Genomic DNA, 22,530 nt, shown 5'->3' with positions numbered 1-22,530 from the left:
ATCAGGAGAAATCAGCGCGATCACCCAAGCCTCTAGGTCATCCAATCCAAGGCTCGGCTGGCAATCACTGCCAAATTGCCCAAGGCAGCAGTTGCTGGTTCTGTCCAAACCACCAGCCACTGGGGCTGCACGCCAAAGATCACAATCAGGGTGGCCAAGATTAACGCAGGGATATGCTCTCGCAGCGCCACATTCGGCAGGGTTTCCATCTGCTCCGGTAGTCGTCCAAAGAAGGCTCGGTTGACTAGGAGTAGGAAGTAGACCGAGGTCAAGCCCGTACCGACCATGCAGAACAGCGTCTGCACCGTAAAGATCGAGAAGCTGCCTCGAAAAATCATGAACTCTGCAATAAAGCCGACCATCCCCGGCAAACCACCGCTGGCCATCACAGCCAGAATCATCAAGCTACCAACGATGGGCAGACCCCGCTCAGGGGTTAGCAAACCCTGCAGCACCCGTAGATCGCGCGTACCAGTACGGCTGTAAACAAACCCCACCTCCAAAAAGAGCAAGGCTGAGATCAAGCCATGGCTGACCATTTGGCAAACTGCGCCGAGCAGGCTGAGAGGCGTTGCCGCGGCTGCCGCCAACAGGATGTAGCCCATGTGGCCAATCGAGCTGTAGGCCACCATCTTCTTCATGTCCTGCTGCACAATCGCACTCAAGGAGCCATAGAGGGTGCTGATCACCGCCAGCCCAGCCAGCCAGGGTGCAACGAGGGGCCAAACTTGGGGAAAGAGGCCAAGGCCAAAGCGCAAGATGCCATAGGTTCCAAGTTTCAGCAGCACCCCTGCCAAAATCATTGAGACTGGCGTTGAGGCTTCGACGTGGGCATCGGGCAACCACGTGTGGAAGGGCACGATCGGAGTTTTGATCCCAAAGGCCACCAAAATCAGCACCAGCAGCGTCACTTGCTGGGCAATAGGCAAGACCGCAGCCAGATTGGGGTTATAGGCAAAGCTACCCGCCCCACTGAGAATCGTCAGAGCCAGGAAGCCAATCAGCAGCAGCGCCCCCGAAAGCGCAGTGTAGATCAGGAATTTCGTGGCCGCATAGCCGCGACGCGCCCCGCCCCAAATCGAGATCAGCAGGTAGAGCGGGATCAGCTCCACTTCGTAGAAGACGAAGAACAGCAGTAGGTCTTGAGCGAGAAATGCCCCAGACACCGCGCCGCTGAGCAACAACATCAAGCCGTAATAGAGGCGCGATCGCTGTTCTTGGCGATCGAGTCCCGCAATGATCAAAAAGGTAAGCAGGGCATTCAAGCCCACTAAAGGCAGCGACAGGCCATCGACCCCGAGGCGATAGCCCAGCCCCAGCTGCTCAATCCAAGGCAGTTGCTCCAGAAGTTGCCAGTCGTGGATTTGGGGATCGAATTGGAAAAAGAGTGCGATCGCGATCGCCAACGCTGCCCCAGCCGCGATCGCTGCAGACCGCTGTGCCCACACTGCTGTTAGTGTTCCTGGCCAGCAGAGCAGCACTGTTGCCGCCACGATTGGCAGCCAAATCAGGGCACTGAGCATCGTGCGATCGCCTCTAGTTGACACTCGCCCTCAGCAGGCGAGGGCCAGAATCAGTATAAAGTTGTCGCGTTCACTGCCAGAATTCAGGGCAGAAGCGGGAACTGGCTGGCAATTTCACTGCCGGTAAACTGGGCGACCCAGCCTTCGGGATTGTTAAAGAAACGCAGAGCCGTGAAGTAGGGCTGACTGCCCATGTCGAACCAGTGGCGTGTACCCGCCGGAACACTGATCCAGTCATTTTGCGTGCAGAGCAGCGCATAGACACGATCGCCCAGATGCAGCGAGAACAAGCCTTGTCCCGCGACAAAAAAGCGGACTTCGTCTTCGCTGTGGATATGTTCTGCTAGAAACTTTTGCCGGAGAGCAGCGCGATCGGGATGATCAGGTCGCAGGCTAATCGCATCGACGGTGATGTAGCCGCCTTCAGTTTTGACGCGATCGATTTCGGGGGCGTAGGCCGTCAGAATCTGCTCCGGCGTGGCATCATCGGCCAGCTCCGCCTGAGCGGGCCAACGTTCAAACCGCAATCCTTGTTGGGCAAGCAGGGCAGCGATCTCAGCCGCATCTGTGGTGTGGGTCAGGGGTTGCTCGGGTAGATCTTCGCGATAGATCGTTAAAACAGTCATCGAAACCCAGTTCGCACAGCTTCTCAATTATGCCAACCGCTTTTGGTGCTAAGGGATACCCATCTGGCGAAGCAGCAACTCACTGACCGCGTTGGCGACGGCAAACTCACTAAAGAAACTTTGGGAAAAGTCAAAGCCCCGCATCTCTAGCAAAATCGCGAGCAAGAGACAACCGACATCTGTTTCACCTTCCATGCGTTGTCGTTCATAGATCTGGGCAACACGCTGAGCAATATCCGAATTCACCGCTTCGGGGATGAACTCGTGATCCAACCAGTCCTGCAATGCCGCACGAAGCCACCGTCCTTCTGCCGTTGCATCCTGCGCAGGGGGAAGCGTAATGGGGGCCAGAGGCTCAGTCACAACAACAAGCACCCAAGAATCGGCGATGATTGCCACAACTATAGCGACGGACTTCTGCAGGACTGTGACGCCGTCAGAAATCGCAACGGTGATTGACTATTACTCTCGCGGCTGGTTCCTGATGGCGGATGAGGAGTGCGGCGATTTGGGCTGGTATCGCAGTCGCGATCGCTGTCTGATGCCGTTGGATCAGCGCTTTCGCTACCCGCGATCGCTGCAGCGGGTATTGAACCAACAGCGGTTTGAGTTTGCCATCAGCCGTGACTTTCAGGGCACGATCGCCGGCTGTGCCGATCGCCCCAGCACTTGGATTTCCGATGACTTGGCAGAGATTTACCAACAGCTCCAGCAGCACGGTTGGGCTTTGAGCTGGGAAGCTTGGCAGGGCGATCGCTTGGTAGGCGGCATCTTAGGCATTGCGATCGGCTCCCTATTCATCGGCGAGTCGATGTTTTACCGCGAACCCGAGGCCTCCAAAGCGGCCCTTGTGACGCTCGTTCAGTCCTTGCGTCAAGGCGGCTGGCAAGTGTTTGACGTACAGCTGACCAATCCTCACCTCGAACGGTTTGGCAGTTTTTGCATTAGCGATCGCGGGTACTGCCAGCAGATCCAAACAGCTGTGGCTCAACCCGCTCAGTTGCTGACTCCCACAGGCGATCGCTTCTCTAGCCACTCTCACTCACCTGCAGCATCTAACCATGGCTGAAATCCCCCAGACCGAAGCCTATAGCTGGATTCGGAGCTCTCTGCGACTCCGTGGCTCGGTGGTGCCCATCATCTTGCCGCAGGTGATCTATAGCAGCCTCTTTGGAGTGGTGGTCGCTTGGGTTCACACCAACGGCTTCTCCTTGGACTTACCAGCGCTGAGTAGCCTCATTCCCAACATCGTCTTGGGTCTGCTGTTGGTCTTTCGCACCAACACTGCCTACGAGCGCTTTTGGGAAGGACGGCGGATTTGGGGCACACAAATTAATTTGACGCGGAATTTAGCACGGTTGATGTGGGTTGAAATTCCCCACAGCGATCGCGCTGCTGAGCAGCAACTCCGGCAAGCCACGGGCTGGCTAGTCGCCTTAAGCATCGTCATGAAGCAGTGGTTACGGCGCCAGCCCCTTGAAGCCGAGGAACTGAATGATCTCGTCAGTCCCGCTGAATATCAGCAGCTCCTGCGATCGCCCCATCCAGTCCTAGAAGTGGCGCTATGGATTGATCGCTACCTGCAACAGCAGCTGCAGCGCGGGCTTGCGGTTTATCAACTCAATGAGCAAAAGCGGCTGTTAAACGGCCTGATCGACTGTCTCGGAGGCTGCGAACGCATCCGCAATACCCCCATGCCTTTGGCTTACAGCGTTCACCTCAAGCAGCTGATGCTGATCTACTGCTTCACCATGCCGCTGCAGTTGGTGGGCAGTTTGGGCTGGCGTATGCCGTTGGTGGTGGGCATCATCAGCTTTGCCCTGCTGGGAATTGAGGCAATCGGCCATGAAATCGAAAATCCCTTCGGGATGGATGCCAACGACCTCCGGCTTGAGCAGTTTTGCAACACCCTGCGCAGTAACCTCCAGCCTTTTTTGCCAGACGGCACGATTGAGCGATCGCCGCTCCAACAACTGCCAAACCCAGCACCAACAGGAACGCTACTGCCTGCAGTGATTCCACCCAACCGCGATCGCCCTTCCTAAAGCAAAACCCTCCAGCGGACTGATCCACTGAAGGGCTGAAAGTTCACAACCCGGCTGAGTCGCGGGCGATCAGTGAAAAAGGCTTAGGCAGTGACCAGTTCTGGACGCTTGCTGTTGCGGATCGCTGCGATCGCTTCTGCATAGTCCGGCGCATTGAAGACAGCCGAGCCCGCCACGATCGCGTTGGCACCAGCTTCCAGCACTTGCCAGGTGTTATTCGCTTTCAAACCGCCATCGACTTCGATCCAGGGATCGAGGCCACGCTCATCGCACATGGCGCGCAGCTTACGGATTTTTGGCAGCACGGCCGGAATGAAGCTTTGGCCGCCGAAGCCGGGGTTGACGCTCATGATCAGGATTAGATCGCACAGCTCCAGGACATATTCCAGCGTTTCCACTGGTGTGGAGGGATTGAGGACCACACCCGCTTGCTTGCCCAGGTCTTTGATCTGCGCCAAGTTGCGGTGCAGGTGGGGGCAAGCTTCTGCTTGCACAGAGATGATGTCAGCACCTGCTTTTGCAAAGTTGGGGACGTATTTTTCCGGCTCGACAATCATCAGGTGAACGTCGAGGGGCTTTTGAGTCACGGGGCGCAGCGCTTCCACAATCAGCGGGCCAATCGTGATGTTAGGGACAAAGCGACCATCCATCACGTCAACGTGGATCCAGTCAGCGCCAGCCTGATCAACAGCGCGGACATCGTCGCCCAAGCGGCTGAAATCCGCTGACAGAATGGACGGAGCAATAACAACGGATTTTTGCGACATGGCCTTGGGACTGAAGCGGCGATCGCTCCTCAGTTTACCAACAGCTGGCGATCGCACGATTGTCCGTAGTCTCGGTTACCTCCAATCGATCCCGGAGCTGCGTAGGGTAAGGAATCGCGAAGACACTGTGTCTAGCTTGCCAAGACTGACTCACCGGCAGACACTGAGTCTCAGCGCCGCTTGACTTGGGGGAGATCGATTGTGAAAAACGTCCTGGCGATCATTCTCGGTGGAGGCGCTGGCAGCCGCCTCTATCCACTGACCAAACAGCGGGCTAAACCGGCGGTGCCCTTGGCTGGCAAATACCGCCTGATCGACATTCCCGTCAGCAACTGCATCAACGCTGATATCAATAAGATCTATGTGCTGACGCAGTTCAACTCTGCCTCGCTGAACCGTCACCTCAGCCAGACCTACAACCTTTCCAGTGGCTTTGGCAATGGCTTTGTCGAGGTCCTAGCTGCTCAAATTACGCCTGAAAACCCCAATTGGTTCCAAGGCACTGCTGATGCAGTACGTCAGTACCTCTGGCTGATTAAAGAGTGGGAAGTGGATGAGTATCTGATCCTGTCCGGGGATCACCTCTACCGCATGGACTATAGCCAGTTCATCCAACGGCACCGCGATACCAACGCCGACATCACGCTCTCGGTCTTGCCGATCGATGAAAAACGCGCCTCTGATTTTGGCTTGATGAAGCTGGATGGCAGCGGTCGTGTAGTTGAGTTCAGCGAAAAACCGAAAGGGGATGAACTCAAGGCCATGCAAGTCGATACCACGATCCTCGGCCTCGATCCCGTCGCAGCAGCGTCCCAGCCCTACATCGCTTCGATGGGCATTTACGTCTTCAAGCGCGAAGTCCTGATTGACCTGCTCAGTCAGCATCCCGAGCAGACGGACTTTGGCAAGGAAGTGATTCCCGCCGCGGCAACGCGCTACAACACCCAAGCCTTCTTGTTCAACGACTACTGGGAGGACATCGGTACGATCGCCTCGTTCTACGAAGCCAACCTAGCGCTGACCCAGCAACCCAGCCCTCCCTTCAGCTTCTACGACGAGCAAGCACCGATCTACACCCGTGCCCGCTATCTGCCGCCCACCAAGCTGCTTGATTGCCAAGTCACTCAGTCGATCATTGGCGAGGGTTGCATCCTCAAACAGTGCACCGTTCAAAACTCGGTGTTGGGCATCCGTTCACGGATTGAGGCGGACTGCGTGATCCAAGACGCCTTGCTGATGGGCGCAGACTTCTACGAAACGTCGGAGCTCCGCCATCAAAATCGCGCCAACGGCAAAGTACCGATGGGTATTGGCAGTGGCACCACGATTCGTCGCGCCATCATCGACAAAAATGCCCACATTGGCCAGAACGTCCAGATCGTCAACAAAGACCATGTGGAAGAAGCCGATCGCGAAGACCTTGGCTTCATGATCCGTAGCGGCATTGTTGTTGTCGTTAAAGGGGCATTCATTCCCGACAACACGGTGATCTAGGCTCATGCGACTCGGCAAAGTTGTCAAATCCAACTCCCATTTCGACTACGTCGTTCAAGTCGATGACGGCATGGATGTCCCCAATCCACCCGATGCCGAGAGCTATGGGTTTGGCAGCTTTGTTCGTTTAGAAGGCGATCGCCATTGGGCAGTAGGGATCGTCTACAACTCCCAGCTTTTTAATCCCCTCTTTCTGAACAACGGGCCACGACTGTCCAGCGAGCCCGACCCACTCTTTACGCCCGATCTAATCAACGAAACCCGCACCCTGCTTTCGACGGTATTGATCGGTAGCTTGGCCGAAACCGCTAGTGGCGATCGCTATGGCGAGCAGGGAATTCCGCGGGCGATCGTGCCCGTCAATACGCCGGTCTATTGCCTCAGCGAAGCAGAGATTGCCGCTTTTCACCGCGATCGCAGTGGCCAGCCGCAGTTTCGTTACTACAGTCTGTTGCTGCGCTATGCCGGCAACTTCGCTAGCCACCTCACCCAACAAGTCCTGCAAGAGCTAGCCGATCTGCAACTGTTTGCGCCTCGTGAACAACGTGCCCTAGAAATGCTTTGCCGGGAACTGGCCTGGCGCAACACTTTAGGGCCACTCCAAGCAAAATAGAAAGGGCAATCGCGTGGCAGCAACCCTAAATGCGGTAGCAGCCCAGACGCAAAAATCCGGACAGGACTGCCCCCATGTCACCTGCAGATCCCAATTTGGGACGCCTGCTCGACCAACGCTATCAACTCTTGGCCCTGATTGGACAAGGGGCCATGGGCCGCGTCTATCAAGCGCGCCACATCGTTTTGGAAGGGATTGTTGCGATCAAGCTGCTGAGCCGCAGTATTGCCGACCCACGCCAGCAGGAGCGCTTTGCCGAAGAGGCGCGCATCTGTGCTCAGCTCAGTCAGGCTAGCCCAACGATCGTGCGGGTAACTGACTACGGCTTAGCCGAGCAACAGCCCTACTTCGTCATGGAGTATCTCGAGGGCGACACCCTCAAGGACTTACTCTTGCGAGGGCCAATTCCCTTGGCGCAATTTCTGAAGATCACCTTGGCAGTCGCCGACAGTTTGGTACAAGCCCACTACGGGGTCGAAAGCCACGGACAGCGGATTCCGATCATTCATCGCGACATCAAACCCAGCAATATTTTCATCACCAAAGAAGGACAGATTAAACTCCTCGATTTTGGAATTGCCCAGCGCTGGCAAGAGGCTGGTGATGCCGAAAAGCAACCCTTCCTTGGCACCCTCTCCTATGCTTCGCCTGAGCAACTCAATCGCCAAGAACTCGATCCCCGCACCGACATCTATAGCTTGGGCGTGGTGATGTACCAGATGCTGACGGGACAGTTGCCCGTACAGGCTGAGACCTTGATGAACCTCAATAGCTGGGTTGAAGCGCATAATCGTCCGATTCGACCTTTGCGAGAGGCCGCACCGCTCCTCAACATCCCGCGATCGCTGCAACGGCTGATTGAGACTTGTCTCGCCCGCGATCGCAACGATCGCCCCCAGACTGCCGCCGAGATGGTGCGGGTACTGGCCCCCCTCGAAGAGCGCTATCAACTCGCCGATGTCCTCAGCGATCGCCTCGAAGGCTACCTCCAAAAACTACCCACGGCTAGCAACGATACCGACACGGAACCCGCGGTCTCTGCCGAAGCCCTCTGCCGGCTGCAGAGCTGGCCAGCGGATAAACCCTGCGCTCAAATTGTCTTTCCCCAGATGATTCGAGCCGGCAAACTGGTGGTGCCCAGTCTCTGGGCAATGTTTCCCGCTGCAGAAATCGATGCTTGGCGGCTCAATCGTCTCTATCTCCGCACCTATCGCACCTTCTTCTGTACCCTCGTTCCTCGACCCATGCTGCTCTGGGTCACGGCGATTCAAGGCAATCGGGATCAACGCTTGCGCTGGCTGAAAAGCTATTTGGAACTCCAGCAGACGGGCAATCAGGAGCTGTTGCAAGCGATCGCCCTCCAACGGCACTATCGCATTCTCTTTTTTGCCCTCGAACAACCCCAGCGCTGTGCCCACGTTTTAGATCTCAAGATTGATGAGCATCAAGCCGAGCAACTACGGCAGTGGATTCTGCAATCAAGCCAGCTGCCCCGACAGGGTTCGGTCAGTGCGAGTCGCCAGCAGTTGCAAGAGGAATTTGAACGGAAACGCCCCGGTTTAGAAGCCCTGCTCCAAGGCAGCACCGGCACCCTGCGCTCGCAATAGCGTCGGTTTGCCAGCTCGTTCGCCCCATGCCAACAGACGCAATTTGGAAATCCTTCTAAGGTCTCTGGCAGATCTCCCAACCTCCGCGCCCACAATAGCGATGACAGCCCCGGAGAAGCCCGTATGGCGATCGCCCCAATTCCGTCGCCTTCTGAGGTGGCTACGCGCAAACGTATCCTCGAAGCCGCCCAGCATCTCTTTGCTGCCCAAGGCTATGAAGCCACCACTACCCGCGACCTTGCACAAGCAGCAGGGGTGGCAGAAGGCACTTTATTTCGACACTTTGCAGCCAAGAAAGCCATTTTGATTGCCCTGATGCGTCAGGGCTGGCGACAGTTGCTCGAAGACCTCTTGGATGAGTTGAGTGGCCTCAGCGATCGCCGTGCCCTCAGCACTTGGCTCCAACACCACTGGCGAGCTTCGGGACAGCATCGGGAACTCCTGCGAATTTGTCTGCTCGAGCTGCAATTTCATCCCGAATTGCGATCGCTGTTCGAGACTGAAGTCCTAACCACCATGGAAGAGGTGCTCGAAGCCTTTTGTCAGACTGCGATCGCCCAAGGACTATATCGCAATCTTCCCTGCCGCACTTTGGCGCGGCTCCTGCTCAACCTCTTTTTACTGGTGGAAATTCTGCCGCTGAGTCCCTTGGCCAACGACGATTCAGAAGCACAAATTGCTTGTCTCGCCGAAGTCATTGAACACGGCTTGGTTCTGTCATGAGAGTGATTTAAAAATGGCTCAGGCGTGATTTGAACACGCGACCAAGGGCTTATGAGTCCCCTGCTCTACCGCTGAGCTACTGAGCCATAGCTGCTTGCTTGAACAAGCCTTAGCTAGTTTAACAAACTTTGCGGCTACTGCCAATCAATTGACGTCAAACGGCTATGAGAGGCAATCAGAGGGTCTGAATTTCTTATCCCTCAAAACGCAAAAGCGATCGCTGCTTTCAAGGGCGATCGCTTTTGAACTATCTAGCTCAAACTAACGAGCAGGGAGATAGGCGATCGGGTTGACAGCGCCATTACCACGGGGGTGCACCTCAAAATGCAAGTGAGGGCCGGTACTCCGACCGGTGCTGCCCATTTCCGCCACGATTTGACCCTGCTGAACCCGCTCACCCGGACGCACCAGAATGCGATTGTTGTGCGCATAGAGCGTCAGGCTGCCATTGGGGTGTTGAATTTCCACCAAGTTGCCATAGCCACCTGAGTTCCAACCAGCGGTGACTACCACACCAGCAGCAGCAGCCACAATCGGCGTGCCCACCGGCCCCGCAATGTCGATACCGCGGTGCATACGGCCCCAACGCCAGCCATAGCCAGAGGAGAGAATACCCCGTGCCGGCCAGATGTATCCCGCAAAGCGATCGCTACCACCCGGCAGTAGCTCATCGGAGTTGAGACTGGGCAGCTCGGGGGCAACAGCAGTCTTCAGCAGCGATGCCAGTAACGGCTCGTAAGTTTCTGAACCCAACGGAGCAACGGCTACTTTTTCAGGCTCCGGCTGCTGAGGTTTGAGGGCAGGAGCCGGCGAGACCACGGGCGAAAGCGATCGCAGCGATGACAGACCTTGGCTCGGGAAGGAGCTAGCGGCAGTGATATCCAGTCGATTTAGATTACTCGGTGGCGGTGACGACAGGCTCTCAATCGTCAATTCAGCATCCAGACCAGAGCTGAGATTGGCTGCAATCTGACTTGAGGTTTCTTCAGTGACCCGTTGCCGGAGCAGGGGGGGCAACGTCGTGGCTGCCAAGGTGGGTTGACCCGCCTGAGGAATGGTCAGGCGTTGACCCACGAAAATGAGATTGGGGTTATTGAGACGGTTGGCCTGCAAGAGGTCTTGCAAACTGAGTCCAAATTGAGCAGCAATCCGACTGAGAGAATCGCCGGACTTCACCGTGTAATCTTGCGAGCCTGTGGCTGGTTCCGGTACAGGGCTGAGGGGGCGAATTGCAACCGTCGTTGAGGTTAAGGGTTGCGGACGAATCACTGGAACGTTCGTCGCTGCCGACCGAGGCAGAATCGGTGCAGCTTGCGGCGGCAGGCTAGAAATCGGTTCAACCGAGCGCTCATCTGCAGCGGGCGCTGGCATCCGGCTATCTCCAGCCAGAGCCAAGAGGTGCTGTTGAACCGGATCCTGGACAATCGGGGCAGTGGTGGCTGTCGGAACGGGATCAGCAGTGGCTGGCTGCAATCTCAGCACTTGATCGATGCGCAGAACACTGCCTTCCGCGAGTTGGTTGTAGGACAGCAACTGAGCAACAGTCAGTCCATGCGATCGCGCGATCGACCAGAGGGTTTCTCCAGGCTGAACACGATGAGTTTCTTGAGCAGAAAGTGTTCTAGCCGGTGATTCGGCTTCGTTATCGAAAAGTTGGGGAAGGGCACTATTCGTTGCGGCAATAGCTGCCGACTGACGGAGAAGTAGCGATTCAGTGCCAGCAACCGTGAGGGCTAGGCCCACCATAGCGAGAGTTCTTTTGCGACCACCGCTGCTCCAAGCAGCACTGGCGGCTGTAGCAAGAGGCGCTTCAACAGTTTCCGGTTTCGGAACCGCACACTCCCGATCCATCCCGTCAGGCATTGAATCTAGGGTGTAGTAGGAAAGACCAGAAACTTTTTGTGGGAATCCTCTCTTCAAGGACCTACCTCCTAATCTGAACTCGGTCAGCCTGCCGAATGTCAACTGCTTGACTGCTGTGTTTAAGAGCTGGCAGAACTGCGACAGTCGATGAATGGGGGTACCCATTCGCCACAAACTACCTGGGAAGATTACCCCGCTTTCCCGAATTCGACAAGATCAGTACTCGACTACAGCAAAACTGAGGTATTTAATTCGCTACAATCCAGGCCCAGTCTTGTTTTTGGGCCTCACAGGCAAGCATTTTTTGAGGCATTTTTGAGATTTTGACAAATGTCAAGCAGGCTACAGACAGGACTTGACGTTATTTAAAATCGGCTCAAGTTGCCGAGAAAAATCCTGTCATTACCAGTCTTCTCAGGGCTGCAGTCTCCGGTAGAACAAATCCTGCTGACTCTTAAAATCCTCATCACTTTCAAAGGTATCAATCAAAAAAAGTAATCATTTTGGGGGGATTGACGAGCCGATCGCCCTCACAAGGCTGCCGTTCGAGGCACGATCGCGGCAGCTGAACTGCCTGAGAAAATGGGGCCAATGTTCAGAGGAAGTGGCGTGGCGCAGGTTCAATGGCAATCGGTGCGCGAGTACGAAGACATTCGCTACGAGAAATGTGCGGAAGGCATTGCCAAGATCACGATCAATCGCCCCCACAAGCGCAATGCCTTTCGGCCCAAGACGGTTGTTGAGCTGTACGACGCCTTTTCCGACGCCCGCGAAGATACGGCGATCGGGGTGATCCTACTGACAGGGGCAGGCCCCCACACAGACGGACGCTATGCCTTTTGTGCCGGTGGTGATCAGTCGGTACGCGGCGCTGGTGGCTACATCGATGAGGAAGGCTTACCACGCCTCAATGTCCTCGATCTGCAACGCTTAATCCGCACGATTCCCAAGGTGGTGATCGCGCTGGTGGCGGGTTATGCGATCGGGGGCGGTCATGTTCTGCATATCCTCTGTGACCTAACGATCGCGGCCGATAACGCTATCTTTGGCCAAACCGGCCCGAAGGTGGGCAGTTTTGATGGCGGCTTTGGTGCAAGCTACCTTGCCCGTTTAGTTGGCCAGAAAAAAGCGCGGGAAATTTGGTTCCTCTGCCGCCAGTACGGCGCCACCGAAGCGCTGCAAATGGGCTTGGTCAATACTGTGGTTCCTGTTGAGGAACTGGAAGCGGAAGGCATTCGCTGGGCGCTGGAGATTCTAGAGAAAAGCCCGATCGCGATTCGCTGTCTCAAAGCTGCTTTTAATGCTGAGCTGGACGGCATGGCCGGCATTCAAGAACTGGCAGGCCATGCAACACACCTCTACTACCTGACGGAAGAGGGCAGTGAGGGCAAACAGGCTTTCCTTGAGAAGCGATCGCCTGACTTCCGCTCCTACCCTTGGCTGCCCTAGGCGCGTGTGGCGCGGAACATCCCAAAGCGGCAGAGTCCTTGACCAAAGGCAATCCGCATCAGGATTAAGGTCGGGACTTCTCGCAGTGACTTGACCAAGCCCGACAGCCCAAAGCGCACGAGTCCAGTCGGGCGGAGAATCCCCTGCCAGATCGAGTCGAGCCAAGAGGGCAGTGTCTCCCGCGTCCAATCCGCTGTTGTCACGGTTCCGCCGACCCAGCCTGTGGCTTCCAGTAGTTCACTAAAGCCTTCGATGCTGGCAAATTCGGGGTGTGCCCACTGATCCAAAAGTTGGCGCATCACCCAGCGCTCCCACCCTTGGAGCGATCGCATGCGAGCATCTCGCTGATTCCAGTCAGCAACAACCAACGTGCCACCAGGCTTCAGCACCCGTAGCAGCTCTTTGGCAAACAGTGCCTTATCCGGCATATGAGGGCCGGCTTCGATGCACCAAACCACATCAAAGCTGGCATCAGGGAAAGAGAGATTGAGAGCGTCATCAACTTTGAATTGCGCTGTTACCCCGTCTGGCGTCAGCGATCGCGCCCGCTGAACTTGACCCGGACTAATCGTGATGCCGGTCACATCAAAGTGGTAATCCCGCGCCAGAATGCGGCTGCTGCCCCCGATACCGCAGCCCACATCCAAGACTGTCGTGCCAGCCGGCAGGCGATCGAGGCCTCCCCAGCGCACCATCTCATGGACAAAATCGGCTTTGGCTGCCCGAAAATCTTTGCGACGCGGTGGATTGCCGTAGTGCCCAAGGTGAATGTGCTCGCCCCAGTAGAACTCGAGAATGCCGTCCTGAGTCCAGCTGTCGTAGGCCTGCGCCACTGAATCAGACGACTGGTAGCGGCGAGGAGTCAGCAGGTAAATCGCTAGCAGGGAAACCGGCAGCGCCAGCAACAGCCAAAGAGGAGACATGAGCATCTTTAACGAATCTTCATGATCCTAGCTTTGTTGCGATCGCCTGCAGGTCACGAGATCCGCCTCTATCGTGGGGCTAGCGCCAGAAGGAGATGGCCCCATGCGACGGTTTTCCCTGCTACTCGCCGCCTGTTTGAGTATTGCTGCCCTGCCCAGTGAAGCAGTTGTCTTGCGGGGCCGAACCTACTTCGATCGCCCGCCTCGTTTGATCAAAATGGTGACGTTTTTCCAAAACGTTAACCAGTACAGCCCTGAATACTACGTTGTTCTCAATCTTTTACCAGACAGTGGCGAACCTCTGGGCTCAGTGACGCTGCAGCAAACCGAAGGAGTCGATCGCTTCTTCCTCTTCCGGTTGGATGCAACTCGGGCCTATGTCGGTGAACCACGCAGGTTTGGGGCCGAGATCCCAGTCGCAGAGACTACATTTGACAACAGCCGACGCCTGCTCACTGTCCGGTTTGCACAACCTGTAGCTCCCGGCCAGCAGATTACGATCGTTGTCAGGCCCCAAGTGAACCCCGATACCGCAGGGACCTATCTCTGGGGTATCACGGCCTATCCTGCAGGAGAGCAGCCCTCTGGGCAGTTCCTCGGCTTTGGGCGCATCAATATCTATGAACCCAGCAACTATCGCTCCAGCTTCTAATGCCGATCGCTTCCCGGTCCGCAAGGAGACGCTGAGCTTCTGGACCAGAGACGGCATCCGCTTGGATGCTGATCTGTACCGACCGCAGACTGATGAGCCGCTGCCGTTGTTGTTGATGCGCCAGCCCTACGGTCGAGCGATCGCCTCTACCGTGGTCTATGCCCATCCGCGCTGGTATGCCGAGCAAGGCTATCTGGTGCTGATTCAGGATGTGCGCGGCTGTGGCAGCTCTACGGGCAAGTTTGAGCTGTTTGCCCACGAAGCGGCAGACGGTGCTGAGACGATCGCTTGGGCGCAGCAGCTCCCAGGCTGTAATGGCCGAGTTGGACTCTACGGCTTTTCCTATCAGGGGATGACTCAGCTCTACGCGGCGAGTGTTGCAGTCGGTGCAGTTCAGGCGATCGCGCCTGCCATGTTGGGGCCGGATCTCTATCACCACTGGGCCACGGAAGGCGGTGCTTTTCGGCTGCAACTGAGTTTGGCTTGGGCCTTACAACTCGAAGGTCTGCAGGCACAGCGGCGGCAGGATCACGCATCTTGGCAACAGTTGCGGGCGGCTGGTCAGCAACTGCAATCAGAAGCAGGGATTCAGGCAGCTGAAACCTTGCTGCAGGAACTCGCTCCCAACTCGTTCTACTTCGATTGGCAGCGATCGCCCGAGGATGACTATTGGCACGCGATCGCACCGGATCTGAGTGCAATCGACATTCCTGCGCTGCATATCGGCGGCTGGTTTGACCCTTACCTCAATGGCACGATCGCGACTTACCAAACACTGAAGCAGCAAACCACGGCTCCCCAATGGCTACGGATTGGCCCTTGGGCGCATTTGCCTTGGGGACGGCGGGCTGGCGCGATCGATTTTGGCGCTGAGGCGATTAGTCCGATCGATGAACTGCAAGTGCGCTGGTTCGATGCTTGGTTGAAGGATCAACCTGAACGCCTCGCAGATGAACCGGCGATCGCAGTCTTTGAAATGGGCCGCAATCAGTGGCGATCGCTGCCCGACTGGCCGACCGGAACGCTGCAAGTCTGGTCGATCGCTAGCGATGGGCTAGCCGCTATGCGTAGCGATCGCGGTCGGCTTCAGCTCGGAGTGAGTCACAGTCCAACTGATGATTTGCTTGTGCATGACCCCTGGCGACCAGTACCCAATCTTGGCGGCCACAATGGCTTAGCAGCAGGGCCACAGGAACGCAACGCGATCGAGGAACGCAGCGACATCCTGAAATATCGGAGTGAGCCTTTCGCTTCAGGCTTGCTGATCTGCGGGCAACCGCGTCTTTACCTAATTTGCGAGAGCGATCGCCCCAGTTGGGATCTCTACGTGGTGCTATCGCGTCAAACGGCCACTGGCCTCTGGGACTTTAGCCAAGGGTTTCGACGGGTTAAGCAAGTGGAAGCTGGTGCAGGTTACTGGGTTGATCTGCAGCCAATCTGCCAGCGTCTCTCAGCAGGCGATCGCCTCTGTCTGAGTGTTGCTCTCGCTGCCTATCCTGCCTTTGCCGTCAATCCAGGCAATGGCGATCTGCCAACCGCAACAGTGCCCGTGAATGCACAGGTGATTACGATCCAAGTCCAGTCAGCAGGAAGCTTTTTGGAGTTACCAACCGTTGCGATCGCTGTCAGCGACGAATCGGCCTGATAAGCTACCGCTGATACCGCGGAAGTTGATATGAATCGCTCGTTGCGTCTGGGGTCACTTGGCTGTGCTGCTGCTGTGCTGCTCTCTGCACCGTGGCATGGGGGAACTGCGATCGCCTCTGCCCAAACCCCCTCAGCAGCCGAGACCATTCGTTCGTTCAGTCAACTGGCTCAACGGACTTTTACTTTTATGGAGGCGTTTCGGAACAGCAACACGGCATCTATTCTGCCGCTCCTAGAGCCACAACTGGCAAAAGCGCTTACACCCCAAGCTCTGCGCGCCCGTATACGCGAGGATCTCACCAAGGTTGGGGCGCTGCAGGGGTTCAGCATCAGCAGCATTGACCAAGGCCCTGGTCTCGATACCGTGACCGTGCTGCTGCAAACTCCCACGGGACAGACCGTGCTGCGGTTGCTCTTCAACCAAACCTTTCAAATCGTTGGCTATGACCTGCCGGATCTAACGGAGTCACCAGAGCAAGTTGCCGGCGACTTCGTGCAAGCCTTGGCAAACAAACAAGCCCTTGAAGCACGATCGCTGCTCAGTCCCTTCCTCAAAACTGAGATCTTTCCGCAGCAGATCGAGCAACGCTGGCAAGCCCTGCAACAGCGAACTGGCACCTTCCGGCAAATTATCCGCATTGAGAATGCTGGCTCGGAGAATGGGATTACCCTCCTCCTAGTCGAAATTCGCTTTAGCCAAGCGACGGATACACTCTTCATCTCCCTCGATAGCGACAATCGCATTACAAACGTCGATTTCCCTGAGAGTCCGCGCACAAACTAGAGACAAAGCCAAGCAAGAGGGTGAGCGATGGCGGTGCGCAAATTAGGCGTCCTCACCAGTGGTGGCGATTGTCCGGGGCTCAATGCTGTCATTCGAGCGATCGCCCACCACGCTGTCAGTAACTATGGCTGGGAGCTCTGGGGCATTGCCTACGCCACCCAGGGACTGCGTCAGCGCCAAGCGATCGCCATCTACCCCCACAGTTTTGATCGCCAGGGTCCAGACCCCCTGCTCTGCAGTGGCGGTACGATTCTCGGCTCGATCAATCGGGGTGACACCCTTGCCCAGCAGGCGGAAATTCTGGCGGGCTATGCCGATCTCGGTCTTGATGCCCTGATTGGCATTGGCGGTGACGGTAGCCTCGCAATTTTGCAGCAACTCGCGCGAGCCGGCGGCTGGCAGTTCATTGGTATTCCTAAGACGATCGACAACGACGTCGCCTTCACAGAGCGGGCGATCGGCTTTGATACCGCGATTCACACAGTCGCGGAGGCATTGCTGAACTTGGGCAGTACCGCCGCGAGTCACGATCGGATCATGATTGCCGAGGTCATGGGCCGCCAGTCGGGGCATCTTGCCCTCCACGGCGGCATCGCAGGGGGAGCGGATGTCATCCTTTTGCCTGAAATCCCCTATCGCTTGCCAGAACTCTGTCACTACCTTCAGCAACTGCGCGATCGCTGGCAACGCCGCTATGCGGTCATTGCGATCGCTGAGGGAACCCATCACCCTCCAGAGGTGGATCGCAGTCATGCCGGTTTGGGGGAACAACTCGCCCATGCGATCGCGGCGCACGATGCTCGATTGGAAGCCCGAGTTACTGTCCTTGGCCATGTGCAGCGCGGAGGACAACCCGTGGCAAGCGACCGCCTCTTAGCCGCACAAATGGGTTATGCCGCCGTCGAACGGATAGCCGCTGGAGCCAGTGGCGAAATGATGGCTTGGCAAGGCGGACGGGTTGTTGGGGTCGCGCTAGACAGCGTTTGCCTGCACAGCCCTACCCTTGTTGATCCGCACAGCGCACTCGTCGATACGGCTGCAGGACTTGGAATTTTCCTGGGCGATCGCAATCTTGCTCCCTGGCGTGGATCAGCTTGTCCCACCCATTGAACGACAGCAGTCTCTAGGTTTCAGGCGTAGATTGATTCGCTGGTGCTTCTAAATTCAAATCTTCCTGATCTGAGCCTTGCAAGAGCAAGCGCAGACCAATCACAACAAAACCAACGACAGCCGCAAGCTTTAGCCATTGCGGGGGAATGTAGTCTGCGATCTGGTCGCCCAACACCACACCGATCAAGCTGGCCAAAACCAAGGCGCTAGCCGTTCCTAGAAACACAGCACGGGGCGATCGCGAACTGCCACCGAGCGCAACTGCGGCCACCTGACTTTTATCGCCGAGTTCCGAAAGGAACACCGCCAGGAAACTCGCTCCGAGTAACTGCCAATCCATTGCCCTTAGCTCCAGTGTTGCCAGAGGTCCCAACCCAATGCCGCCGCAATCACCAACAGCGTGACACCGGCAGCAATATCCAAGGTGCGCGGGGCGATGTGCTGTGCCAACCAGCGCCCTAACAACACCCCCAGCAGACTCGTACTGATCAGTGCCGTGGCCGCACCGGTGAAGACAATCCACGGTCGATGCGATTCCACAGTCATCAGCAGCGTTGTGACTTGCGTCTTATCGCCCAGCTCCGCCAGAAAAATGGTCAGAAAGGTCGAGACAAAGACACTCCAAGCAGAAGACCGACCTGAACTCGCTGCCGGAGCTTGTGGGGTCTCAAGGTCAGGGGAAGGAGCGGCCACAGCAAAATTTCATAATCGTTTCATAAACCTAGCATTGGTCCCTAGGTTCAGAGCTCCTCTAGTGTCAGCCCTACGGCCTGCCGAAAGCGGATTTGTTCGAGACTGCGATCGCCATAGACGCCCTCAATCTGCTCTTCGCAGCAGGCGATCGCAAAATCGTTGAGGTCTTCCTTGGGCACACCAAACATCGTCTCAAAGGTTTCAGGCTGCACCCGGCAGAATCGGGGCCGATCCTCGTAGATGTTGCACAGCCTCGTACTGTGGTCGAAGTTGATGCACCAGCCATCCGGCCCAACCATGCTCAGGTAGAGCGCCATCTCGTCAGGTTGAAGATACTGATCAAGGTCGGGGCGATCGCGGGGGTCGAGGTGACAGCAGGCACCACACTGTCGCACACATTGCCATTGGGCCATAGAACTCGGATTCGGTGAGGGAAGGTCTCCCTCCAGCCTAGCCGCCCTGATTGATCAACTCGCACTCCTCCCCTGTGGTGCAATCGGGTTGACTGGTAGCTGCTCCGTGTTGGTCTGCCGCCGCTGATGACCAACCTAGGACCGTGTTTTGGCGATCGCCGTGATGGTGGAGTTTTGTAACGATGCTTAAAGCATCGGCGTCCTCTCGGTAGAATCGATTACCGAATCGACATAGGCCCGGTCGAGATCGGGGAGAGATATGGGTTTCCTGAGCAGCATCAATTTCGAAGTCATTTTTCAGCTGACGACGCTGGCATTGCTTGTGATTGCTGGCCCAGCGGTGATTGTTCTGCTGTACCTCCGTGGTGGCGACCTCTAGGTTCCAGCCCAACCGATCAAGAATCGAGATTTTGAGTGAGAGGGGCGGTATCGTCCCTCTCCTTGTTTGCGCCTGTCCTGCTTTGCGTAGCTGCCAATGACTTTTGCCGATCGCCTACCGCGTCGTCTCATGTTGCTGGGTTCTGGTGAGCTGGGCAAGGAATTTGCGATCGCCGCTCAACGGTTGGGCAATACCGTCATTGCCGTCGATCGTTATGCCCATGCACCAGCGATGCAGGTCGCTGATGCCAGCGCAGTAATTTCTATGCTAGATGGCGAGGCCCTGGAAGCGGTGGTTCAAGAGTTCCAGCCGGACTTGATCATTCCGGAAATTGAAGCGATCCGCACCGAGAAACTGCAGGAGTTTGAAGACCGTGGACTAACGGTGATTCCCACGGCGAGAGCCACTCACTTCACCATGAACCGCGATCGCATTCGCGATTTGGCAGCTCAGCAGCTCGGTCTCCGCACCGCCCGTTATGCCTATGCCAGCTGCTTCGAAGAACTGCAAGCCGCAGCAACAGCGATCGGCTACCCAAATGTGATCAAGCCGGTCATGTCTTCCTCGGGCAAGGGCCAGTCGATCGTCCAGCAACCCGATCAACTCCAAGCCGCTTGGGAGTATGCGATTGCGGGTTCTCGTGGCGATAGCCAAAAGGTCATCCTCGAAGAGTTCATTCCCTTTGAGCTGGAAATCACGCTGTTGACGATCCGCCAGTGGCAAGGTCCCACTCTTTTCTGTCCACCAATTGGCCACCGACAAGAACGAGGCGATTACCAAGAATCCTGGCAGCCCGCCCCTCTCAGCGCTGAGTTATTGGCGCAAGCCCAAGCGATCGCGGCTCAAGTTACGGAGGCGTTGGGCGGAGCTGGATTATTTGGAGTCGAGTTTTTTGTCACTCAAGATGAGGTGATCTTCTCGGAACTATCGCCCCGTCCCCACGACACAGGTATGGTCACGCTCATCTCACAAAATCTGAATGAGTTTGAGCTGCATCTGCGCGCTGTGCTCGGACTACCGATTCCGACCATTGAGCTGCTAGGGCCGTCAGCCAGTCGGGTGATTCTGGCGGAAGACAGTGGCGATCGCCCCAGTTATACCGGCGTGGCAACAGCACTCCAAGAGCCCTTGGTGGACCTCCGGCTGTTTGGCAAACCCGATATGCGACCTCAGCGACGGATGGGGGTTGCGCTGGCGAGAGACGCAAGTGTCGAAGCAGCCCGTGCAAAGGCCGATCGCGCTGCTGCGCAGGTCACAGTTCAGCCCAGCTAAGCCCTCAAATAGCAAGAAAAGCTGCCCTAGAAAATGATTTAAGGCAGCTTTCTTTTTTAGGGGGCGATCGTGTGGCTTTAGGCTTGCAGTCGCGTTAGGCGATCGCGTAAAAGTTCTGCTTGTTTTTCAGCCTCCAGCAGATTTTCGCGCGTTTCGGCAACAACTTCTGCAGGTGCTTTATCAACAAAGTTAGAGCTATTCAAGCGTCCCGAGAGAGACTTGATTTCCTTCTCAACTTTTTCCAAGTTACGAGTCAGTTTCGCTTGTAATGCTGCTAGATCGACAAGGCCCGCCAAGGGCAAGAGAACTTGCACCGTAGCAGTCACTCCAACAAGTGCTTGCGGTTCTTCAGCTAGCTGCTCCACAATCGTCAGCGCCTCAGTCTTAGTGAGATCCCGAATGTAGGCTTGAGACTGTTCTAAATTACGGCGCTCTGACTCACTATCGCTTTGAAGAATTGCCGTAATTTTTTGACTCGGCTTCAATCCCGCTTCAGCCCGTAAGTTACGCAGCGTTCGGATCACATCAATCATCAACTGAAACTCGCGATCGAGTTCAGGCTGAATTAACTCAGATTGCGGTTGTGGGAACGACTGGATCGCTAAGAACTGATCCTCCCCAACTTGATTGAGCGTGTGCCAAATTTCCTCAGTCAAGTGCGGCATGAAAGGATGTAAGAGTCGCAGAATTCCTTCGAGGACTTGGGCTAGAGTCTGCTGGGCTACTAAGCGGGAAGCAGCATTTTCGCCATAAAGTCGGGGTTTAACTAGTTCGATATACCAATCGCAGAAGTCGCCCCAAATAAACTCATAGAGTTGTTTAGCTGCTGCACCAAGGTCATACGCTTCAATCTGATTGATCAAAGCTTCTGTAGTAGCGTGGTAGCGACTCAGAATCCAGCGATCGGCCAATTCGAGATCATCTGAGGCAGAAACCCCTAGTTGCTCAGGTGTTTTGTCATCTAGATTGAGAATGACAAAGCGACTGGCATTCCAGACTTTATTGGCAAAATTTCGGCTCGTTTCAACTGTGGCTGACTCATCTGTCTTGCGGTTGTAGTCCAGACGAATATCCTGTCCAGCCCCAACCACTTCACGAATCAGGGCATAGCGGAGAGCATCCGTCCCATAACGATCAATCAAAATCAGCGGGTCAATCCCATTGCCTGCTGATTTTGACATTTTCTTATTGTTTTCATCTCGGACAAGACCATGGATATAGACATCCTTAAACGGCATCTTGCCTGTGAAGTGACCGGCCATCATCGTCATCCGAGCCACCCAGAAGAAGATGATGTCGAAACCAGTTACCAAGGTACTAGTAGGGTAAAACGTCTCCAGATCTTCCGTTTGGTTCGGCCAACCTAAGGTTGAAAAAGGCCACAAACCAGATGAGAACCATGTATCCAAAACGTCCTCATCCTGCTGCAGGACGACATCAGCACCAAATTGGGCGATCGCCTTCTGTTGCGCTTCTTCCGCAGAACGAGCCACCACAAAAGGTGTTGAGTCTGTCACAACACCATGCGTTTCACTCACCGCGTACCAAGCAGGAATTTGGTGCCCCCACCACAACTGCCGAGAGATGCACCAATCCCGTAGATTTTCCAACCAGTCCCGATAGACTTTAGTCCAACGTTCAGGTACAAAACGAGGGCCTTCTTCTCCATTCAAAGCTTCTAATGCTCGTTGAGCCAAGGGCTCAATTTTGACAAACCACTGAGTCGATAACAGCGGCTCAACTGGAACCTTGCCGCGATCGCTAATCGGAACACTGTGCCGATAGTCTTCTACTTTGACAAGGAAGCCGGCATTATCCAGTGCGGCAACAACAGCTTTACGAGCCTCAAAGCGATCGAGCCCTTCAAACTCGCCCGCATTTTCATTCATCGTGCCATCTTTGTTCATCACCGTAATCAGCGGTAATTGATGGCGTTGGCCCATCGCA

General features: G+C 55.9%; 23 protein-coding genes and 1 tRNA gene (1 of these 24 only partly in view). 13 read left to right on the top strand and 11 right to left on the bottom strand.

Annotated elements, in window-relative coordinates; genetic code table 11:
• Positions 1-32 precede the first annotated feature (32 nt).
• The 3 genes from DOP62_RS12165 to DOP62_RS12155 all read right to left on the bottom strand — a co-directional run bounded on the left by DOP62_RS12165 (position 33) and on the right by DOP62_RS12155 (position 2,512).
• The gene (locus DOP62_RS12165; RefSeq protein ID WP_208674494.1) at positions 33-1,523 is read right to left on the bottom strand and encodes an NADH-quinone oxidoreductase subunit M; all 1,491 of its coding nucleotides are present in this window, start codon (positions 1,521-1,523) and stop codon (positions 33-35) included.
• 83 nt (positions 1,524-1,606) lie between these two features.
• The gene (locus DOP62_RS12160) at positions 1,607-2,149 is read right to left on the bottom strand and encodes a 1,2-dihydroxy-3-keto-5-methylthiopentene dioxygenase (RefSeq protein ID WP_208674496.1); all 543 of its coding nucleotides are present in this window, start codon (positions 2,147-2,149) and stop codon (positions 1,607-1,609) included.
• Positions 2,150-2,197: 48 nt separating this feature from the next.
• Entirely contained in the window at positions 2,198-2,512 is a 315-nt protein-coding gene (locus tag DOP62_RS12155) for a hypothetical protein (protein ID WP_208674498.1), read from the bottom strand.
• A 25-nt stretch (positions 2,513-2,537) separates the two neighbouring features.
• Between DOP62_RS12155 and aat the strand changes: the two genes are divergently transcribed.
• Both aat and DOP62_RS12145 read left to right on the top strand, forming a co-directional pair.
• Positions 2,538-3,218 (top strand): leucyl/phenylalanyl-tRNA--protein transferase, encoded by a 681-nt coding sequence (gene aat, locus DOP62_RS12150; protein WP_208674500.1) that lies wholly within the window; start codon positions 2,538-2,540, stop codon positions 3,216-3,218.
• The gene (locus tag DOP62_RS12145; protein ID WP_208674501.1) at positions 3,211-4,194 is read left to right on the top strand and encodes a bestrophin family protein; all 984 of its coding nucleotides are present in this window, start codon (positions 3,211-3,213) and stop codon (positions 4,192-4,194) included. The genes aat and DOP62_RS12145 overlap by 8 nt, the downstream gene beginning before the upstream one ends.
• Positions 4,195-4,277: 83 nt before the next feature.
• Here DOP62_RS12145 and rpe read toward each other — a convergent pair whose 3' ends face one another.
• Positions 4,278-4,961, bottom strand: a complete 684-nt coding sequence (gene rpe, locus DOP62_RS12140; protein WP_208677107.1) for a ribulose-phosphate 3-epimerase — start codon at positions 4,959-4,961, stop codon at positions 4,278-4,280.
• Positions 4,962-5,162: 201 nt separating this feature from the next.
• Here rpe and DOP62_RS12135 point away from each other — a divergent pair, with 201 nt between their 5' ends.
• From DOP62_RS12135 to DOP62_RS12120, 4 genes are all read left to right on the top strand, one after another.
• Entirely contained in the window at positions 5,163-6,455 is a 1,293-nt protein-coding gene (locus tag DOP62_RS12135; protein ID WP_208674502.1) for a glucose-1-phosphate adenylyltransferase, read from the top strand.
• A gap of 4 nt (positions 6,456-6,459) precedes the next feature.
• Positions 6,460-7,068: a hypothetical protein gene (locus tag DOP62_RS12130; protein WP_208674503.1), complete on the top strand. Its 609-nt coding sequence runs from the start codon at positions 6,460-6,462 to the stop codon at positions 7,066-7,068.
• Between the two features lie 74 nt (positions 7,069-7,142).
• A complete protein-coding gene (locus DOP62_RS12125; RefSeq protein ID WP_208674504.1) occupies positions 7,143-8,675 on the top strand; it encodes a serine/threonine-protein kinase in 1,533 nt (510 codons plus the stop codon).
• 123 nt (positions 8,676-8,798) lie between these two features.
• The gene (locus tag DOP62_RS12120; RefSeq protein WP_208674505.1) at positions 8,799-9,398 is read left to right on the top strand and encodes a TetR/AcrR family transcriptional regulator; all 600 of its coding nucleotides are present in this window, start codon (positions 8,799-8,801) and stop codon (positions 9,396-9,398) included.
• A 14-nt stretch (positions 9,399-9,412) separates the two neighbouring features.
• On the opposite strand, the gene DOP62_RS12115 is transcribed toward DOP62_RS12120, so the two are convergent.
• Positions 9,413-9,484, bottom strand: a tRNA-Met gene (locus tag DOP62_RS12115).
• 175 nt (positions 9,485-9,659) lie between these two features.
• Positions 9,660-11,249, bottom strand: a complete 1,590-nt coding sequence (locus DOP62_RS12110; protein WP_261789890.1) for a peptidoglycan DD-metalloendopeptidase family protein — start codon at positions 11,247-11,249, stop codon at positions 9,660-9,662.
• 603 nt (positions 11,250-11,852) lie between these two features.
• On the opposite strand from DOP62_RS12110, the gene menB reads away from it, so the two are divergent.
• Positions 11,853-12,710 (top strand): 1,4-dihydroxy-2-naphthoyl-CoA synthase, encoded by an 858-nt coding sequence (gene menB / locus DOP62_RS12105; RefSeq protein ID WP_208677108.1) that lies wholly within the window; start codon positions 11,853-11,855, stop codon positions 12,708-12,710.
• Here the strand turns inward: menB and DOP62_RS12100 are convergent.
• Positions 12,707-13,639 carry a methyltransferase domain-containing protein gene (locus DOP62_RS12100; RefSeq protein WP_208674509.1) on the bottom strand — a complete coding sequence of 311 codons (933 nt, stop codon included), beginning with the start codon at positions 13,637-13,639 and terminating at the stop codon, positions 12,707-12,709. The genes menB and DOP62_RS12100 overlap by 4 nt on opposite strands.
• A 97-nt stretch (positions 13,640-13,736) precedes the next feature.
• On the opposite strand from DOP62_RS12100, the gene DOP62_RS12095 reads away from it, so the two are divergent.
• Genes DOP62_RS12095 through DOP62_RS12080 form a run of 4 tightly spaced genes read left to right on the top strand, consistent with a single transcriptional unit; the run spans position 13,737 to position 17,826 of the window.
• Positions 13,737-14,285 (top strand): DUF2808 domain-containing protein, encoded by a 549-nt coding sequence (locus DOP62_RS12095; protein ID WP_208674512.1) that lies wholly within the window; start codon positions 13,737-13,739, stop codon positions 14,283-14,285.
• On the top strand, positions 14,254-15,930 hold the full coding sequence (locus DOP62_RS12090) for a CocE/NonD family hydrolase (protein WP_208674514.1): 1,677 nt from the start codon (positions 14,254-14,256) through the stop codon (positions 15,928-15,930). The genes DOP62_RS12095 and DOP62_RS12090 overlap by 32 nt, the downstream gene beginning before the upstream one ends.
• A gap of 30 nt (positions 15,931-15,960) precedes the next feature.
• Positions 15,961-16,716 carry a DUF3887 domain-containing protein gene (locus DOP62_RS12085; protein ID WP_208674516.1) on the top strand — a complete coding sequence of 252 codons (756 nt, stop codon included), beginning with the start codon at positions 15,961-15,963 and terminating at the stop codon, positions 16,714-16,716.
• Positions 16,717-16,743: 27 nt separating this feature from the next.
• Positions 16,744-17,826 carry an ATP-dependent 6-phosphofructokinase gene (locus DOP62_RS12080; protein ID WP_208674518.1) on the top strand — a complete coding sequence of 361 codons (1,083 nt, stop codon included), beginning with the start codon at positions 16,744-16,746 and terminating at the stop codon, positions 17,824-17,826.
• A 13-nt stretch (positions 17,827-17,839) separates the two neighbouring features.
• On the opposite strand, the gene DOP62_RS12075 is transcribed toward DOP62_RS12080, so the two are convergent.
• From DOP62_RS12075 to DOP62_RS12065, 3 genes are read right to left on the bottom strand one after another with little or no spacing between them, the layout of a single operon-like run.
• A complete protein-coding gene (locus tag DOP62_RS12075; protein WP_208674520.1) occupies positions 17,840-18,166 on the bottom strand; it encodes a TMEM165/GDT1 family protein in 327 nt (108 codons plus the stop codon).
• Positions 18,167-18,171: 5 nt separating this feature from the next.
• Positions 18,172-18,519: a TMEM165/GDT1 family protein gene (locus DOP62_RS12070; RefSeq protein WP_208674522.1), complete on the bottom strand. Its 348-nt coding sequence runs from the start codon at positions 18,517-18,519 to the stop codon at positions 18,172-18,174.
• Positions 18,520-18,566: 47 nt separating this feature from the next.
• Positions 18,567-18,932: a YkgJ family cysteine cluster protein gene (locus DOP62_RS12065; protein ID WP_208674524.1), complete on the bottom strand. Its 366-nt coding sequence runs from the start codon at positions 18,930-18,932 to the stop codon at positions 18,567-18,569.
• A 259-nt stretch (positions 18,933-19,191) separates the two neighbouring features.
• On the opposite strand from DOP62_RS12065, the gene psb30 reads away from it, so the two are divergent.
• Together psb30 and purT are read left to right on the top strand one after the other, a co-directional pair.
• The gene (gene psb30, locus DOP62_RS12060) at positions 19,192-19,311 is read left to right on the top strand and encodes a photosystem II reaction center protein Ycf12/Psb30 (RefSeq protein ID WP_208674526.1); all 120 of its coding nucleotides are present in this window, start codon (positions 19,192-19,194) and stop codon (positions 19,309-19,311) included.
• A gap of 96 nt (positions 19,312-19,407) precedes the next feature.
• Entirely contained in the window at positions 19,408-20,583 is a 1,176-nt protein-coding gene (gene purT, locus DOP62_RS12055) for a formate-dependent phosphoribosylglycinamide formyltransferase (RefSeq protein ID WP_208674528.1), read from the top strand.
• 77 nt (positions 20,584-20,660) lie between these two features.
• Here purT and DOP62_RS12050 read toward each other — a convergent pair whose 3' ends face one another.
• Positions 20,661-22,530, bottom strand: the 3' portion of a protein-coding gene (locus DOP62_RS12050) for a valine--tRNA ligase (protein ID WP_208674530.1). It continues 860 nt past the right edge of the window; only the last 1,870 of its 2,730 coding nucleotides appear in the window; its start codon lies off the right edge, out of view — the gene reads right to left on this strand; the stop codon is at positions 20,661-20,663.

It is taken from the genome of Synechococcus elongatus PCC 11801, from assembly GCF_003846445.2.
Taxonomy (GTDB): Bacteria; Cyanobacteriota; Cyanobacteriia; order Synechococcales; family Synechococcaceae; genus Synechococcus; species Synechococcus elongatus_A.
Note: the sequence above shows the minus strand (reverse complement) of the source record. Positions and strands in the feature narration are given on the sequence as shown.

Coding starts and splice junctions, on each gene's coding strand:
- rpe (WP_208677107.1), bottom strand. CDS start 4,961: ATGTCGCAAAAATCCGTTGTTATTGCTCCGTCCATTCTGTCAGCGGAT.
- DOP62_RS12120 (WP_208674505.1), top strand. CDS start 8,799: ATGGCGATCGCCCCAATTCCGTCGCCTTCTGAGGTGGCTACGCGCAAA.
- DOP62_RS12145 (WP_208674501.1), top strand. CDS start 3,211: ATGGCTGAAATCCCCCAGACCGAAGCCTATAGCTGGATTCGGAGCTCT.
- DOP62_RS12130 (WP_208674503.1), top strand. CDS start 6,460: ATGCGACTCGGCAAAGTTGTCAAATCCAACTCCCATTTCGACTACGTC.
- DOP62_RS12100 (WP_208674509.1), bottom strand. CDS start 13,639: ATGCTCATGTCTCCTCTTTGGCTGTTGCTGGCGCTGCCGGTTTCCCTG.
- menB (WP_208677108.1), top strand. CDS start 11,853: ATGTTCAGAGGAAGTGGCGTGGCGCAGGTTCAATGGCAATCGGTGCGC.
- DOP62_RS12165 (WP_208674494.1), bottom strand. CDS start 1,523: ATGCTCAGTGCCCTGATTTGGCTGCCAATCGTGGCGGCAACAGTGCTG.
- DOP62_RS12080 (WP_208674518.1), top strand. CDS start 16,744: ATGGCGGTGCGCAAATTAGGCGTCCTCACCAGTGGTGGCGATTGTCCG.
- DOP62_RS12065 (WP_208674524.1), bottom strand. CDS start 18,932: ATGGCCCAATGGCAATGTGTGCGACAGTGTGGTGCCTGCTGTCACCTC.
- DOP62_RS12085 (WP_208674516.1), top strand. CDS start 15,961: ATGAATCGCTCGTTGCGTCTGGGGTCACTTGGCTGTGCTGCTGCTGTG.
- DOP62_RS12090 (WP_208674514.1), top strand. CDS start 14,254: ATGAACCCAGCAACTATCGCTCCAGCTTCTAATGCCGATCGCTTCCCG.
- DOP62_RS12125 (WP_208674504.1), top strand. CDS start 7,143: ATGTCACCTGCAGATCCCAATTTGGGACGCCTGCTCGACCAACGCTAT.
- DOP62_RS12075 (WP_208674520.1), bottom strand. CDS start 18,166: ATGGATTGGCAGTTACTCGGAGCGAGTTTCCTGGCGGTGTTCCTTTCG.
- aat (WP_208674500.1), top strand. CDS start 2,538: ATGATTGCCACAACTATAGCGACGGACTTCTGCAGGACTGTGACGCCG.
- psb30 (WP_208674526.1), top strand. CDS start 19,192: ATGGGTTTCCTGAGCAGCATCAATTTCGAAGTCATTTTTCAGCTGACG.
- DOP62_RS12095 (WP_208674512.1), top strand. CDS start 13,737: ATGCGACGGTTTTCCCTGCTACTCGCCGCCTGTTTGAGTATTGCTGCC.
- DOP62_RS12160 (WP_208674496.1), bottom strand. CDS start 2,149: ATGACTGTTTTAACGATCTATCGCGAAGATCTACCCGAGCAACCCCTG.
- DOP62_RS12110 (WP_261789890.1), bottom strand. CDS start 11,249: ATGGATCGGGAGTGTGCGGTTCCGAAACCGGAAACTGTTGAAGCGCCT.
- purT (WP_208674528.1), top strand. CDS start 19,408: ATGACTTTTGCCGATCGCCTACCGCGTCGTCTCATGTTGCTGGGTTCT.